Source organism: Mycobacterium sp. P2_H7 (assembly GCF_056403275.1).
The window spans coordinates 185213-200666 of the sequence record NZ_JBFUFU010000010.1 but is presented as its reverse complement, the minus strand read 5'-3'; the positions used below and the strand labels follow the sequence as shown (position 1 = coordinate 200666).

Here is a 15454-nt window from a genome sequence, read left to right as displayed (position 1 = left end):
ACCCGTCTTGTGCTGGCCGACTACACAAAGCCGAAGTTCAGATGCGCGAAGTGCGGTGGGCAGTGGCCGATACCGATACCCCGTCAGTAGTCGCCGGGCTAGTTCGGGGGTGGTCGCTCATGACCCGTTCCACGGGACCTCGATCCATCGTTTATTCATCTGTATTGAGTCGGTGCGGCCCATTCTTGCTCACGTTGAGCCACGTTGAATAGCGGATTGACTGCAGTTCAGCGCCATTTTCTACTCCTGCGCACCCGTGTGCCACACTGGTTGACCGTTAATCCGCAGGTCCCAGGTTCGAGCCCTGGTGGGGGCACCAAGCATTCCCGCGCCACCCGATTCAGGCGCTGCGCGCCGTCGCGATCTCGTCGGCCAGTGGGGCCACGACCGCGATGATCTGCGCCACCAACTCCTCGGGAACGCCGGCCACGGTCAGGCTGTCCGACAGATGGCCGGCCACCAGGCCGAAGTGGTGCGCGGTGATGCCGCGGCCCTGGTGCACCTGGCGCATGGGAGCACCGGTGTAGGGATCGGGACCGCCGAGCGCGGCCCCGAAGAACTCGGCCTGCTTGCCTTTGAGCCGGGCAATGTTGGCACCGGCGAAGAACCCCGCCAGCTCGGGGTCGGCGAGCACCCGAACGTAGAAATCGGCGACGACGGTCTCGATGGCTTGCGCGCCGCCGATATCCGCGTAGATGCTCATGCCCCCAGGGCACCGCACCGCGATTGCCGTCGGATTTCACCGAAGTAGCGCAGACGCTACGAGTTCCTCACGACGACAATGCTTGGTGCCGAGCATCGTTTGACGACGGTCAACCGCCGCCATGTTTCGGCTTGTGCCCGTTGCCATTTCCCTTGCCGTTACCGTTACCCCGCCCCGCGGGCGGGGCTTGCTCACTTGCGGGTACGGGCGCCGGCGAAGGGGTCGGCGGCGCCACCGAGCTGGATGGCGGTGGTTGCGAGGTCTCGGTCCCGACCGTCGGCGCGGAGGGCCGCGATGCCGAATCGACGACGAACGCCACCACCACGATGACCACCACGGCGATCGCGCCGATGGCCGCGATCATCGGCCGGCGCCTGCGGCGACGCGCCGGGATCATGGTGGTCGCCGGGTCGACCGGAGCGCTCTCGAGCACCCGCGTCGGCGGACGGACCGGCAGCCCACCCGGCAGCGCCGCACGCATCTCGATGGCACTGCCGAAGCGTCCGGTGAGGGCCCGCTCAACGACGTCGACCAGGACCGGGTCGGCGCCGGGCCGCAGGGTCGCCAGCGGCGGGCGGTACCCGTGTGCCACGGCGGCTGCCAGCTCGGCGAGATTCTCCTGGGGATAGGGCCGCCGGCCGGACAGGGCCTCGTGTCCGACGACTCCGACGGCGTACAGATCGTCGGCCACCGTCGCCGGCCGGCCGGCCATCCGGTCGGCGGACAGGTAGGCCATGGTGCCGATGATCTGCCCTGTCACGGTGGCCGTGGAATCGGCACTCTTGGCGATGCCGAAGTCGGCCACCTTCGCCGTGCCGTCGTCGGTCAGCAGGATGTTCGCCGGTTTGATGTCGCGATGCAGGATGCCCGCGGCGTGTGCCGCCGACAGTGCCGACAGCACCTGATCGAGCAGGACGCGCACGGAATGGTCTGGCAGCGGGCCGTTGTCGAGGGCGTCGGCCAGCGTGCGTCCCGACAGCTGCTCCATGACGATGTACGGGGTGGTCCGGTATTCGCCGACATCGTGTACCGCGACGACATGCGGATGACTCAGACCGGCCGCGGCCCGCGCCTCCACCTCGAAGCGCCGACGGCTGTCGGGCTGGGTGCTGAGCGGTGGATACAGCAGCTTGATCGCGACCGGGCGGCCCAGCCTGACATCCCAGCCGGCACGGACTTCCGCCATCCCGCCGCGGCCCAGTAGCCCGCGGAGTTCGTAGCGGCCACCGAGGAGTTCAGGGCCTTGCATGCACTCCACGCTATCCGGCCGGGATCGTATGCTGGACCACGATGCTGGACCAGGCCGGACACACTTTCCTGCGGGCTCACCCGATACTGACCGGGTCCGCGGTGATCACGCTGTGCTGGCTGGCCTCGGAAGGCTGGTACCGCACCGCAGGCGTGGCCGTCGCGCTGATCGTGCTGCTGGCGGTGCGCCGGTCCGGCCGGTCTCGCCGGATCCGCCATGCCGGACTGCGGGCGCGCGCCGACTACGAGAACATGCTCAGCGCTTTCGGCGATCCGCGTGGTTCATGGGGCCGATACCCGCCTGCGGGCTGGTACCCGGACCCGCACCACCGCGCTCGGGTGCGTTATTTCGACGGCGCCGGATGGACGCCGGCGTGTCAGCCGACCTTCGGGCAGTAGAAGTTCGGGCTGTCGCGGTATTCGACGGGCGGCAGGTTGCGCGCCGGGGTCTGCACCAGCGGCGAATCCACCGGCAGCCGGCCCGCAGCCCGATCCATGGCCGAACGCTTGCGCGGATGCATCAGCCTGCGCTTGGGACCGAACTTGGTCACCAATGTGATTGCCGCACAGAGCCGGTCATGCCACCACTGTTGCCGGGCCGACCAGGTGTAGCCCATCAGATCACGCACCGGCGGGTCGTAGAGCGCGACCGTCATGAACGTCAGGAACCGCTGCATCACCTTCAGGTTCTGCGCCCACAGAAAGTCCGGAATCCACTGCAACGATGGATGTTTGGGCATCGTCGACAGGTCCATCACTTCACGGGTCGCGTAGTTGTTCTCAAGAACGTTGTGGCACATGTGATCCCAGTACTCCTGGAATTCCTCCCAGGTTTTCGGCACCGGACGCATGCTCATCCCGTACATGCGGTACCAGGTGATGTGCTCGTCGAACAGCTGACGCTTGTCGGCCTCGCTGATCCCGCCGCCGAACTTCTCGGCGGCCAGCAGCGTCGATTTGAAGAACGTCGCGTGCGCCCAGTAGAAGACCTCGGGGTTCAGCGCGCTGTACCGGCGACCCTGCTCGTCGACGCCCTTGATGCCGATGTGGTAATCGCGGACCTCGGCGCCGGTCTGCGGCGCGCGGTAGCCGTCGAACACCACCCCGCCGATGGGGTAGATCGACCGCATCAGGCGCGGGATCCGCTCCATGAAGAAGATCGAGTGGTCCTTCACCGCGGCGCCCAGCTGCGGATGCATGTTCTGCATCGAGCCCGCCCAGGTGCCCTGGAACAGGCCGGTCCACTGACCGAAGTAGCGCCAGGTCAGCGAGTCCGGACCGAGCGGAATCGGCGGCGCGTCATAGCCACCGGGGGCCACCGGGCAACCCGACGCGAGCACTGCGTCGTCGGCTGCCGGGCATGTTTCAGACGTCTCTTGAGTCACGGACGCACTTTCCCTCAGGGGCAGCCAACTTCTGACTACACTCGTTGTCACTATGGAGCTTAGAAGCAGCGAGGCATCCGGTCAACGGCGCGGTCGTTGGTCCGGCGTGCCGCTGCGCGAGCGCCAGATTCTGCGGCGCAATGAATTGGTCAGCGCGGGCGTCGCCTTGCTCGGCGGCCCGGAAGGCCCCAGCCTGACGGTGCGCGCGGTGTGCCGGGCAGCCGGACTCACCGAGCGCTATTTCTACGAAAGTTTCAGCGACCGAGACGAATTCGTGCGCGCCGTCTACGACGACGTATGCACGACGGCCATGACGGCGCTGGCGTCTTCACATACGCCGCGCGAAGCCGTGGAGGGATTCGTGGCCCTGATGGTCGACGACCCGACTCGCGGGCGCGTCCTGCTGCTGGCCCCGGAGCGTGAACCGGTGCTCACCCAATCGGGTGCCGACTGGATGCCCACCTTCATCGGGCTGTTGCAGAGCAGGCTGAGTCACGTGAGCGGTCACGCTCGCCAGGAGATGATCGCCACCGGATTGGTCGGTGCTCTGACGGCGCTGTTCACCGCCTACCTCGACGGTCGCCTGTCGGCGACCCGTGAGCAGTTCATCGACTACTGCAGCGACCTGGTGCTACGCCGAGCGACGACGCACTGACCCGACCTACTGGTCGGGGGTGCTGACCTGCTCGAGGCTCTGCTCCTGCTGCGAAGCGGCCTCCGCTTCGGCCTGCTTCTGCTCGGCCTCGGCCTGGGCGGCGGCTTCATCGGCTGCGGCCTTGGCGGCGCGGCCGTCCGGGCTGACCACCGAGGAACCGGGGTTGGTGGCCGTCGCGTAGGAACCGGCGCAGTTCAAGTAGAACTGCACCTGGCCGGAGACGTGGATCCCGTCGTTGGCGCTGGCGAACGGCGCGGTCTGGGAGCGGCTGACGATGCAGTTGCCCTCGTCCAGCTTGTCGCCGACCCGGGCCGCCACGACCACGGTCTGGCCGGCGTCGCCGGCCGCGGAGCTTGCATCGCTATAAGTCTGTCCGGCGTACGCGTCGGCAGCGGCTACACCCGTGCCGAAAAGAGCGGTGGCGGCGGCGAGTGCACCGACGGTGCCCGACCCCAAAACGATCAGCTTGTTCACTGCGGCCCTACTCCCATAATTCAGGAATTTGTTGTATTCGGAAGAGACTAACCCGCGCCGCACCGGGCCGCATCCTTCCCGAGGCCGCCTCCCAGATCCGGGAACCGTGTGAAAACTGTTACATGACAGACCACCCGACTAACTTGAATGTCACCGGGGTACACAGATATTCTGCGTGCAACCACTAGGTACAGATAACTGGGAGAGACACGTGTCGCAGGACCTACCCGACGTGCAATTGCTTCGCGAACTCGAACCTGTCGTCGAACAGAACATCAACCGGCACCTCTCGATGCGTAAGGACTGGAACCCGCACGACTACATCCCGTGGTCGGACGGCAAGAACTTCTATGCGCTCGGTGGCCAGGAATGGCATCCGGAGCAGTCCAAGCTCTCCGAGGTCGCCCAGACCGCCATGGTGCAGAACCTGCTCACCGAGGACAACCTGCCCTCGTATCACCGCGAGATCGCCATGAACTTCACCATGGACGGACCGTGGGGCTGGTGGGTTAACCGCTGGACCGCCGAGGAGAACCGGCACGGCATCGCGCTGCGCGACTACCTGCTGGTCACCCGCGCCATCGACCCGATCGAGCTGGAGGAACTGCGCGTCGAGCAGGTGACCCGCGGCTTCTCCCCCGGCCAGAACCAGCAGGGGGACCTGTTCGCGTCCACCCTCTTCGACTCCGTCGTCTACGTGACGTTCCAGGAGCTGGCCACCCGGGTTTCACACCGCAACACCGGCAAGGCCTGCGAAGAGACTGTCGCCGACCAGCTGCTGGGGCGCATCTCGGCCGACGAGAACCTGCACATGATCTTCTACCGCGACATCAGTGCCGCGGGCCTGGACCTGGTGCCCAACCAGGCGATGAAGTCGCTGCACCGCGTGCTGCGCAACTTCAAGATGCCCGGATACACGGTGCCGGAGTTCCGTCGCAAGGCCGTCATCATCGCCGTCGGCGGTGTCTATGACCCGCGTATCCACCTGGACGACGTGGTGATGCCGGTGCTGAAGAAGTGGCGCATCTTCGAGCGCGAGGACTTCACCGGCGAGGGCGCGCGGCTGCGCGACGACCTCGGCCTGTTGGTCCAGGAGCTCGAGGAGACCTGCGTGAAGTTCGAGGTGGCCAAGGAGCGCCGCCTGGAGCGCGAGCGCAAGATCGCCGAGAAGAAGGCGATGAAGAACTTGCTGGTATCGACCTCCGCGGCTGGATGACCCAGACGGTAGAGCGCATCGCGTCGGCCCGATCTTTACAGATCGGGCCGATTGCGCTGCGCTCCCCCGTCGTGCTGGCCCCGATGGCCGGTGTCACCAACGTCGCCTTCCGGACGCTGTGCCGCGAGCTGGAGCTGGCCCGTGCCGGCACCGTCAGCGGGTTGTACGTCTGCGAGATGGTGACGGCCCGCGCGCTCGTCGAGCGCAACCCGGCCACCCTGCACATGACGACCTTCGCGCCGGATGAGACGCCGCGGTCACTGCAGCTCTACACCGTCGACCCGGACACCACCTACGCCGCGGCGAAGATGATCGTCGACGAAGGCATGGCCGACCACATCGACATGAACTTCGGTTGCCCGGTCCCCAAGGTGACCCGCCGCGGCGGCGGCTCGGCCATTCCCTACAAGCGCCGGCTGTTCGGCCAGATCGTCGGGGCGGCGGTGCGCGCGGCCGAGGGTTCCGACATCCCCGTGACCGTGAAGTTCCGGATCGGCATCGACGACGCCCACCACACCCACCTCGATGCCGGCCGGATCGCCGAGCAGGAGGGCGCGGCGGCCGTGTCGCTGCATGCCCGGACCGCGGCCCAGCGTTACTCGGGCGCCGCCGACTGGAGTCAGATCGCCGCACTGAAGCAGCACGTCACCACCATCCCGGTGCTGGGCAACGGGGACATCTTCAACGCCGACGACGCACTGGACATGATGGCGCAGACCGGGTGTGACGGAGTCGTCATCGGCCGTGGCTGCCTGGGCCGGCCCTGGCTGTTCGCCGAACTGTCGGACGCGTTCACGGGACGCCCTGTCGCCACCCCGCCCGCCCTCGGCGAGATCGCCGACATCATGCGCCGCCACGGCTCGTTGCTGGCCGCCCACTTCGGCGAGGACAAGGGCATGCGCGACATGCGCAAGCACATCGCGTGGTACCTGCACGGTTTGCCGGCGGGTGCCGACCTTCGCCGATCGTTGGCACTGGTGAAGACACTGAACGAACTCGACGCGCTGCTCGACGAACTCGACGCCGATGAGCCGTTCCCGCCGTCGGCGAACGGTCCGCGCGGACGTCAGGGCTCGCCGTCCTCGGTGAGCCTGCCTGAAGGCTGGCTCGACGATCCGGATGACGCCACTGTGCCTGCAGGGGCTGACGTGATGAATTCCGGCGGCTGAACCGATCCCTGTCTCGTTGCGTCTGAAACAAAACCGAGACGACCCCGTCACTCGCTCGGGCTGGCTGACGCTCAGGTTGTCTCAGTACGATGAGGACCCACTCGACCCCTTCCGGCTGGCGGAAACGGGTTCCGGGCTGCTAGACAACAATGCAGCCCCCACGACCAAGCGTGTGCAACGGCGCGCACGTCCCCCGCGACAGTCGAAGGCCGGTAGACCATGAGTGACGGCGACAACGCCACTCCCGGTCTTTGGGGTCCCGCGAACTCCCCGGACTCCTCTCGCAGACTTACCCGATCGACTCCGCCCGGACCAGGCGCCGCGCCGTGGGAACGCGCACAAGGTGTGCTGCCGCCCGATCCGCGCGACGACGCGCTGTTCGAGGAGCTGGGCACCGGGAACCACACCGACGGGGTCGCCGTCGCGGACCTGATCGCCAAGCTGGCCAACGAGAGCGCAGGCGGCGGTCGCCGACGTCGGCGGGCCGAGCCCGAGCCGCCCGCAGAACCCGAGGAACCTGAAGATCCGCACACCTCGGAGCCCGTCGCTTCCGACGAACCGGCCCAGCCGGCCGACGCGGGGGATTCCGACACCGAGGTCATGCACCTCGCCTCGGCATACGCGTCCGACTACGCCACCGTGCTGCCTGATCTGGCCCTGGCCCACTCCGATCGACCCGCACACACCATCACCCCGCCACCGGTCGCGCGGGGCACCCACCGCCGGGCCCGCATCCTCGGACGGATCGCCGTTGCGCTCATCGCCGTGTGCGCCCTGGCGCTGACCGGGGGCGCCTGGCAGTGGCAGTCGATGAAGAACAACAGCCTCAACAAGGTGTCGGCGCTGGACCCCAATTCCCGGGACATCGTCGACGCCAACGCGCAGTTCGGCGACGAGAACTTCCTCATCGTCGGCGTCGACAGTCGGATCGGCGCCAACAGCGACATGGGCGCGGGGAACACCGACGACGCCGCGGGCGCCCGCTCGGACACGGTCATGCTGGTGAACATCCCCGCGGACCGCAAACGGGTGGTGGCGGTGTCCTTCCCGCGCGACCTGGCCATCAACCCGATCCAGTGCCAGGCCTGGAACCCGTCGACCGGGCAGTACGGCCCCGTCTATGACGAGGACACCGGCGAATACGGCCCCGACGAGGTCTACACCGAGACCAAGTTGAACTCCGCGTACGCCTTCGGTGGGCCGAAATGCCTGGTCAAGGTAATCCAAAAGCTATCCGGCCTGTCGATCAACCGCTTCATGGCCGTCGACTTCGCCGGATTCGCCAAGATGGTCGACGCCCTCGGCGGAGTCGAGGTGTGCAGCACCACCCCGCTGGAGGACTACGAGCTGGGCACCGTGCTGTCCAATGCCGGCCGCCAGATGGTGGACGGCCACACCGCACTGCAGTACGTCAGGGCCCGCCAGGTCACCACCGAGCTCAACGGTGACTACGGCCGGATCAAACGCCAGCAGCTGTTCCTGTCGTCCCTGCTGCGCTCGCTGATCTCCAAGGACACCTTCTTCTCGCTGAGCAAGCTCAACAACGTCGTCAACATGTTCGTCCAGGACAGCTACGTCGACAACATCAAGACCAAGGATCTGGTGGACCTCGGCCAGTCCATCCAGGGCGTGAACGCCGGCCGGATCAGCTTCATCACCGTGCCCACCACCGGGGAGACCGACGCCGACGGCAACGAGCCGCCGCGCACCGATGACGTGCACGCCTTGTTCGACGCGATCATCAACGACGATCCGCTGCCCGAGGAACGCAACGCCGACAACACCCCGGTCCCCCAGACCCCGGAAGCGCCGAGCATGCCCGCGCCGGGCGCCGGCGAGGTGGTCGACGCCGTCGCCACCGATCCGAGCCTGGTGACCGTCCGGGTATCGAACTCCACGGGCGAGAACGGCCTGGCCGCCGATGCCGCGTCCGCGCTGCAGGAGCACGGCTTCAACATCGATGCCCCGGACGACTATCCGGGCCCACTCGACGCGACCACGGTGTTCTTCGCGCCGGGCAACGAGCAGGCCGCCGCGACGGTGGCGTCCTCGTTCTCCAACGCGACCATGGAGCGGACCACCGGCCTCGGTGAGGTGGTACGCGTGGTGCTGGGGTCCGACTACCGCGCGGTCGCTCCGCCCTCACCCAGTGGCTCGGCGGTGCAGGTGCATCTGGTTCGTGGCGTCGCCACCGAGCCGACTCAGCTGCCCGAGGATCTGACCGTCACCAACGCGGCCGACACGACCTGCGAATAGCCGCGCAGCGCACACCTTCGCATTCATCGCGAGTTCACCTGCGCCCTCGTGACGATCCTGCGCCGCAACCGTAGGCTCTACGCCATGCGTACCGCGTACCACGAGCAGTTGGCAGGCCTGAACGATCGGCTGGGCGAGATCTGCGGCCTGGCAGGTCAGGCGATGGAACACGCCACCCAGGCCCTGCTGCAGGCCGATCTTGCGCTCGCCGAACAGGTCATCACCGACCACGAGCGCATCGTCGAGATCAGCAAGGTGGCGGAGGAAGAGGCATTCGTCATCCTCGCCCTGCAGGCCCCGGTCGCCGGCGATCTTCGCGCGATCGTCAGCTCCATCCAGATCGTCGCCGACGTGGACCGGATGGGCGCGCTGGCCCTGCACGTCGCCAAGATCGCCCGCCGTCGTCACCCCCAGCATGCGCTGCCCGAAGAGGTGAACGGCTACTTCGCCGAAATGGGCCGGGTCGCAGTCGAATTGGGTAACAGCGCCCAAGAGGTGCTGCGCACGCTCGATCCGGAGAAGGCCGCCCACATCAGCGAAGAAGACGATGCGATGGACGATCTGCATCGCCATCTGTTCTCCGTCCTGATGGACAAGGAGTGGCGCCACGGCGTCACCGCCGCCGTCGACGTGACGCTGCTGAGCCGGTTCTACGAGCGCTTCGCCGACCACGCGGTGGAGGTGGCCCGCCGGGTCATCTTCCAGGTCACCGGCGAACTGCCCGACGACGACGTCATCACCCCGCGCTAGCGTTCACCGTCGCCACGCCCGGCGACGATCCGGACGCCGTCCTTGCGCGCCGCCAACAGGTCGCGCAGCACGGTCTCCAATACCTGCAGGTCGGCGTTGCTGTAGCGCTGCAAGAACTCCCGCATGCCGCGGTCCATCTCGTCATGCAGTGCGGCATGTGCCGCGGTGACCAGTTCGCCGTCGGCGGTGAGACCGAGGGTGAGCTCCTTGCGGTTGCCGGGCACCGGCGTGCGTGCCACCAGTCCGGCCTCGACCAGGCGCTGGACGTGTTTGGACACCGTGCCCTTCAGTTGACCCGACCGTGCGGCCAGCCCGACCACACTCAGCGGCTCGTCGGCGATGGGGCCGAGCAGGTGCATCGACAAGGTCGGTAGCCCGCGGAGGGTGGGCTCCAGACGTTTCGGACAGCGCGCCACCATGAAGTCGCGCTCCGGGTCGCCGTCCTCGTCGGTCTCGAACTTGTCCCCCACGGCGCCGATCAGCAGGTTCACCGCGTCGATCAGGGCGGACTTGGTTTTCATGGAAACCATATTGCCATCCCATCGCCGTCGGCGTACATTGTTTCCAGCGAAACAATATTTACGGAAACAGAGGAGACCGCCATGAAGGCAGCAGTGGTGCATCAGTGGGGCGCCGTTCCGGCGTACACCGACTACCCCGATCCACAGCCCCGCGACGGCGTCGTCGTCGCGACGGTCGAGGCCTCCGCGCTGACCAACCTCACCCGGGGCATCGTCTCCGGAAAGCACTACGCCAGCAACGAGATCGAACTCCCGGCCGTCCCCGGCGTGGACGGTGTCGTCCGCCTCGACGACGGCCGCCGGGTGTACGGCGGCGGGATCAGCACCCTGGGCATGATGGCCGAGCGGACCCTGATCAGCGCGCACGGCAACATCGAGGTGCCCGACGGCGTCGACTCCGTGACCGCTGCGGCCCTCCCCAACCCCGGCATGTCGGCGTGGATGGCATTGGAGCACGGGGCCGCCGCCCGGCCCGGCCAGCACGTGCTGGTGCTCGGCGCCACGGGTGTCACCGGCGCAACGGCCGTCCAGCTGGCCAAGTCGATGTTCGGTGCCGGACGGGTCGTGGTCGCCGGCCGCGACACGCAGCGCCTCGACTGGCTGCGCACCGTCGGCGCGGACGACGCCATCGCGATGCGCGACGAGGACCTGGCGGAACGCATCTCCGCGCTGCACACCGAACAGCCCTTCGACGCCGTGCTGGACTACCTGTGGGGTGCACCCGCGGCGACCGCACTACAAGCCCTGGCCGCCAGCCATCCGTCGTCGCACTACCACCCGACCCGATGGGTGCAGATCGGTTCGATGGCCGGCGCGGATATCGAGTTACCCGCGGGCGTGCTGCGCGGTACCGCAATCACCTTGTCCGGCATCGGAATCGGCAGCGTGCCGCCCGAGATCCTGGGCCGCGCGCGCAACGAGGCCCTGCCTGCGTTGTTCGAGATGGTCGCCGACGGGCGGCTGCAGCTGAAAACCCAGGCGCGGCCCCTCGCCGAGGTGGCCGAGGCCTGGACAACCGCGGAGCCATCCGGCACCCGAGTGGTGCTGGTCCCCTAGTCCCGCGCTCACCGCGGGTACGCGCGCCGAAATCGCTCTAGCCGAAGCGGCCCGAGATGTAGTCCTCGGTGGCCTTCTGCGTCGGGTTGGAGAAGATCTTCTCGGTGTCGTCGATCTCGATCAGCTTGCCGGGCTTGCCCGTCGCCTCGAGGTTGAAGAACGCGGTCTGGTCGCTGACGCGGGCGGCCTGCTGCATGTTGTGCGTGACGATCACGATGGTGAAGTCCTGCTTCAGCTCCGAGATCAGGTCCTCGATGGCCAGCGTCGAGATCGGGTCCAGCGCCGAGCACGGCTCGTCCATCAGCAGCACGTCGGGCTGCACGGCGATGGCGCGGGCGATGCACAGGCGCTGCTGCTGACCACCCGACAGGCCGCCACCGGGCTTCTCGAGGCGGTCCTTGACCTCGTTCCACAGGTTGGCGCCCTTGAGCGAACGCTCGGCGACCTCGTCGAGGGTCTTCTTGTTCCGCACACCCTGCAGCCGCAGGCCGGCCACCACGTTGTCGCGAATCGACATGGTGGGGAACGGGTTCGGGCGCTGGAACACCATGCCGATGGTCTTGCGCACACCGACCGGGTCGACGCCGGCACCGTAGATGTCCTCGCCGTCGAGCAGCACCGAGCCCTCGACGCGGGCGCCCGGGATCACCTCGTGCATGCGGTTCAGGGTGCGCAGCACGGTCGACTTGCCGCAGCCCGACGGGCCGATGAAGGCCGTCACACTGCGCGGCTGAACCGACAGTGCCACTTCGGACACCGCGTGGAAAGACCCGTAGTAGATATTGACGTCTTTGAGGTCCAAGCGCTTTGCCATCGGTGTGCCTTCCTAGAATTTCTTGGGAGCGAAGAGTTTTGCGACCAGCCGCGCGCCGATGTTGAGCAGCGCAACCAGGATGATCAGGGTGAGCGCCGCTCCCCACAGTCGGTCGGTGGGCACCGGGTTGGCGCCGGCGCCTGCCGAGATCTGGTCGTACATCATGCCCGGCAGCGATCCCATGAAGCCGCCGAACATGTCGAAGTTCATCGCCTGGGCGTAGCCCACCAGGATGAGCAGCGGGGCCGTCTCACCCATCACACGGGCCAGCGCCAGCATGACGCCGGTGACGATGCCCGACAGCGCAGTCGGGATGACGATGCGCATGATCGTCTTCCACTTCGGTACGCCCAGTGCGTAACTGGCCTCGCGCAGATCCATCGGCACGATGCGCAGCATCTCCTCGGTGGCGCGCACGATGACCGGGATCATCAGCAACACCAAGGCCAGCGACACCGCGAAACCCGACCGCTCGAATCCGAGCGTGGCCACCCACAGTGCGTAGATGAACAGGGCGGCGACGATGGACGGCACACCGGTGAGGATGTCGACCATGAAGGTGGTGATCTTGCCGAACCGGGTGCCGCCGCCGTACTCCACGAGGTAGACGGCGACGAACACACCGACCGGGATGGAGATCAGCGAGCACACCAGGCCTTGGAGCAGGGTTCCGACGACCGCGTGATAGACGCCGCCGCCCGCCGTGAAGGTCGTCATGCCGGCCTGGGAGTTGGTGAACCAGGTGGCCGACGTGATGGCGGTGAAGCCCTTGGTGATCACCGAGTACAGCACCCAGATCAGCGGCACCAGGGCCACCAGGACGGAGCCGGTCACCAGGACCGTCGCGATGTTGTTGGTGATCTTGCGCCGCGCACTAACCCCTTGGAAGGCGGGTGCCTTGACCGGCTGTTCCAGCGTGGAGGTCATTTGGCGCCCCTTCCGGCCACTGCGGCGCGGGCCAGCGAGTTGACGATGAACGTCAGGATGAAGAGCACCAGACCGGCCGCGATGTAGGCACCGGCCTTGTACTGGTCGTTGAATTCGCTTGCGGTGGCGGCGATCTTGCTGGCGAAGGTGTAGCCACCGTCGAACAGCGACCAACCGAACGCCGTCTGCGTACCGCGCAGGATGATCAGCAGGGCGATGGTCTCACCGAGCGCACGGCCGAGGCCGAGCATCGCGCCGCTGATGTAGCCGGACAGGCCGAAGGGCAGGACCGTGGTGCGCACGACCTCCCAGCGGGTGGCGCCCAGCGCCAGTGCCGCTTCGATCTGGCCGCGCGGCGTCTGGACGAACACCTCGCGACTGACGGCCGTGATGATCGGCAGGATCATCACGGCGAGCACGATGCCTGCCGTGAAGATGGTGCCGCCGCCGGCCACCGAGGCCGTGCCCGTCTGGAACAGGAACAGCCAGTCCAGGTTCTGGTTCAACCACAACGCCAACGGTTTGAGCACGGGCGCCAACACGTACAGGCCCCATACGCCGTAGACGATCGACGGCACCGCGGCGAGCAGGTCGACCATGTAGGCCAGCGGCCCGCGCAACTGCTTCGACGCGTACTGCGTCAGGTAGATCGCGATGCCCAGCGCCACCGGCATGGCCAGCACCAGCGCGAACAGCGACACGAACACCGTCACCTGCAACAGGTCGAAGATGCCGAAGTGCATCGCCGACGTGTCGGTGGTGATCCAGTTGCCGCCGTAGGTGAAGAAGTTCTCTTTGTTGCGAGCCAGCGCAGGGACGGCGCGCCAGAGGAGGAACACCCCGATCGCCGCGATGAGCGCGACGATCAGGATGCCCGAGCCCTCTGCCAGACTGCGGAAGATGCGGTCTCCCAAGCGCTCTTTCGCACCCTTGGAGGGGTTGGTGGAGATGGGTTCTGGCTCGGGTATGGGCATGGCAAGCGCCTCGCCCGAACCCGCCTTCGTTGGATCTGGTGTCGTCACTGTTATCCCGTCAGGGACCTGATTGGTCATTGGTCCGCCAGTCCATCCTCACCGCAATTTCTGTAGTTCGCCAGCCGTCAGGCGATTGCCGAGACGGAAGCCAGCAGACGCGTCTTGAAGGCGTCCGGCAGGGCGACATAACCGGCCTGCGACAGGCTGGCCTGGCCCTGGTTGGCGGCAACCGTCAGGAAGGACTTGACGGCGGCGGCGGTGTCGGCGTCGTAACCCTTCGAGCAGACGATCTCGTAGGTGGCCAGCATCAGCGGGTAGGCGCCGGCTTCCTTGGAGGCGTAGAGCGCGTTCAGGTCCAGGGTGAGGTCCTTGCCCTCGGCCTTGAACTTGGCGGCGCCGACGGCCTTGGCGGTGGAGTCGTCGGTCAGCGCGACGGCGCCGGCACCGCTGTCGATCTGCGCGTAGGGCAGACCCGCGGCCGCGGCCGGGCTCTTCTCCACGTAGCCGATGGCGCCCGGGGTGGCCTGCACGGCCTGCACGACACCGGAGGACTTCTGCGCGCCCTCACCGGCGCCACCCTGGAACTCCTTGCCGGCACCCTTGGTCCATGCCTGCGGTGCGGCGGCGCCCAGGTACTTCTGGAAGTTGTCGGTGGTGCCCGACGAGTCCGAGCGGTAGATCGGGGTGATGTTCGCGTCGGGCAGGTTGGTGCCCGAGTTCAGCGCGGCGATGGCCGGGTCGTTCCACTTCTTGATCTCGCCCTGGAAGATCTTGGCGAGCACCTCGGGGTTCACGACCAGCTTGTCGACACCCTCGATGTTGTAGGCCAGCGCGACGGGGCCGAACACCAGGGGCAGGTTCCACGCCTCGTTGCCACCGCAACGCTCGGCGGCCTTGGTGACCTGATCGTCCTTGAGCGCCGAGTCAGAACCGGCGAAGTCGACCTGCTTGGCGATGAACTGATCCACGCCCGCGCCCGAACCGGTCGGGTTGTACGCCAGGGTCTTGCCGGAGCAGACCTGGCCCCACACCTTGTTGAACTCGGCGATCGCGTTCTGCTGAGCGGTCGATCCCTCGGCGGTCACGCTGTTCTTGCCCGCACAGTCGGCGGCAGAAGCGGCGGAGCTACCCGAGGCGGCCGGGGACGAGGAACTGCCGGAGTTGTTGTCGCTGCCGCAAGCGGTGAGCGACAGAGCGGCGGCTGCGGTCACGGACAACGTCGTACCAAGGACCTTGCCAAAGCGATTGAGCTTCACTTATCCCACTTTCGATTGACGGCTTCAGACTCTCCGGCAACGTATGCGGT

The 15454-nt window shown here is 67.0% G+C and carries 16 protein-coding genes; 7 read left to right on the top strand and 9 right to left on the bottom strand.

The genetic code is table 11. The features are described from left to right. Positions 1-340: 340 nt before the first annotated feature. A complete protein-coding gene (locus tag AC1DY7_RS16270) occupies positions 341-703 on the bottom strand; it encodes a group I truncated hemoglobin (protein ID WP_477494736.1) in 363 nt (120 codons plus the stop codon). Between the two features lie 109 nt (positions 704-812). Further along, positions 813-1952 (bottom strand): serine/threonine-protein kinase, encoded by a 1140-nt coding sequence (locus tag AC1DY7_RS16265; RefSeq protein ID WP_477494735.1) that lies wholly within the window; start codon positions 1950-1952, stop codon positions 813-815. Positions 1953-1993: 41 nt separating this feature from the next. Between AC1DY7_RS16265 and AC1DY7_RS16260 the strand changes: the two genes are divergently transcribed. Further along, on the top strand, positions 1994-2350 hold the full coding sequence (locus AC1DY7_RS16260) for a DUF2510 domain-containing protein (protein ID WP_477494734.1): 357 nt from the start codon (positions 1994-1996) through the stop codon (positions 2348-2350). On the opposite strand, the gene AC1DY7_RS16255 is transcribed toward AC1DY7_RS16260, so the two are convergent. Continuing rightward, positions 2329-3336 (bottom strand): oxygenase MpaB family protein, encoded by a 1008-nt coding sequence (locus tag AC1DY7_RS16255; RefSeq protein ID WP_477494733.1) that lies wholly within the window; start codon positions 3334-3336, stop codon positions 2329-2331. The two genes, AC1DY7_RS16260 and AC1DY7_RS16255, sit on opposite strands and share 22 nt — an antisense overlap. A gap of 52 nt (positions 3337-3388) precedes the next feature. Here AC1DY7_RS16255 and AC1DY7_RS16250 point away from each other — a divergent pair, with 52 nt between their 5' ends. Further along, positions 3389-3991 (top strand): TetR/AcrR family transcriptional regulator, encoded by a 603-nt coding sequence (locus AC1DY7_RS16250; protein WP_477494732.1) that lies wholly within the window; start codon positions 3389-3391, stop codon positions 3989-3991. 6 nt (positions 3992-3997) lie between these two features. Here AC1DY7_RS16250 and AC1DY7_RS16245 read toward each other — a convergent pair whose 3' ends face one another. Further along, positions 3998-4465 (bottom strand): hypothetical protein, encoded by a 468-nt coding sequence (locus tag AC1DY7_RS16245; RefSeq protein ID WP_477494731.1) that lies wholly within the window; start codon positions 4463-4465, stop codon positions 3998-4000. Positions 4466-4676: 211 nt separating this feature from the next. Between AC1DY7_RS16245 and AC1DY7_RS16240 the strand changes: the two genes are divergently transcribed. The 4 genes from AC1DY7_RS16240 to phoU all read left to right on the top strand — a co-directional run bounded on the left by AC1DY7_RS16240 (position 4677) and on the right by phoU (position 9856). After that, positions 4677-5681 carry an acyl-ACP desaturase gene (locus AC1DY7_RS16240; protein WP_477494730.1) on the top strand — a complete coding sequence of 335 codons (1005 nt, stop codon included), beginning with the start codon at positions 4677-4679 and terminating at the stop codon, positions 5679-5681. Then, positions 5678-6850 carry a tRNA dihydrouridine synthase DusB gene (gene dusB, locus AC1DY7_RS16235; protein ID WP_477494729.1) on the top strand — a complete coding sequence of 391 codons (1173 nt, stop codon included), beginning with the start codon at positions 5678-5680 and terminating at the stop codon, positions 6848-6850. The genes AC1DY7_RS16240 and dusB overlap by 4 nt, the downstream gene beginning before the upstream one ends. Before the next feature lie 219 nt (positions 6851-7069). Then, positions 7070-9106, top strand: coding sequence for an LCP family protein (locus AC1DY7_RS16230; protein WP_477494728.1), 2037 nt, complete (start codon positions 7070-7072; stop codon positions 9104-9106). Between the two features lie 84 nt (positions 9107-9190). After that, complete coding sequence (phoU, locus tag AC1DY7_RS16225; RefSeq protein WP_477494727.1) at positions 9191-9856, top strand: phosphate signaling complex protein PhoU; 666 nt, start codon at positions 9191-9193, stop codon at positions 9854-9856. Here the strand turns inward: phoU and AC1DY7_RS16220 are convergent. Next, positions 9853-10377 (bottom strand): MarR family winged helix-turn-helix transcriptional regulator, encoded by a 525-nt coding sequence (locus tag AC1DY7_RS16220; protein WP_477494726.1) that lies wholly within the window; start codon positions 10375-10377, stop codon positions 9853-9855. The genes phoU and AC1DY7_RS16220 overlap by 4 nt on opposite strands. 81 nt (positions 10378-10458) lie before the next feature. On the opposite strand from AC1DY7_RS16220, the gene AC1DY7_RS16215 reads away from it, so the two are divergent. Next, positions 10459-11433, top strand: a complete 975-nt coding sequence (locus AC1DY7_RS16215) for a quinone oxidoreductase family protein (protein ID WP_477494725.1) — start codon at positions 10459-10461, stop codon at positions 11431-11433. 37 nt (positions 11434-11470) lie between these two features. Here AC1DY7_RS16215 and pstB read toward each other — a convergent pair whose 3' ends face one another. From pstB to pstS, 4 genes are read right to left on the bottom strand one after another with little or no spacing between them, the layout of a single operon-like run. Continuing rightward, a complete protein-coding gene (pstB, locus tag AC1DY7_RS16210; RefSeq protein ID WP_477494724.1) occupies positions 11471-12247 on the bottom strand; it encodes a phosphate ABC transporter ATP-binding protein PstB in 777 nt (258 codons plus the stop codon). A gap of 12 nt (positions 12248-12259) precedes the next feature. Then, entirely contained in the window at positions 12260-13174 is a 915-nt protein-coding gene (pstA, locus tag AC1DY7_RS16205) for a phosphate ABC transporter permease PstA (protein WP_477494723.1), read from the bottom strand. Beyond that, positions 13171-14226, bottom strand: coding sequence for a phosphate ABC transporter permease subunit PstC (gene pstC, locus AC1DY7_RS16200; RefSeq protein WP_477494722.1), 1056 nt, complete (start codon positions 14224-14226; stop codon positions 13171-13173). Before pstC ends, pstA begins: the two co-directional genes overlap by 4 nt. 47 nt (positions 14227-14273) lie before the next feature. Beyond that, positions 14274-15404: a phosphate ABC transporter substrate-binding protein PstS gene (gene pstS / locus AC1DY7_RS16195; RefSeq protein WP_477494721.1), complete on the bottom strand. Its 1131-nt coding sequence runs from the start codon at positions 15402-15404 to the stop codon at positions 14274-14276. Positions 15405-15454: the final 50 nt, after the last annotated feature.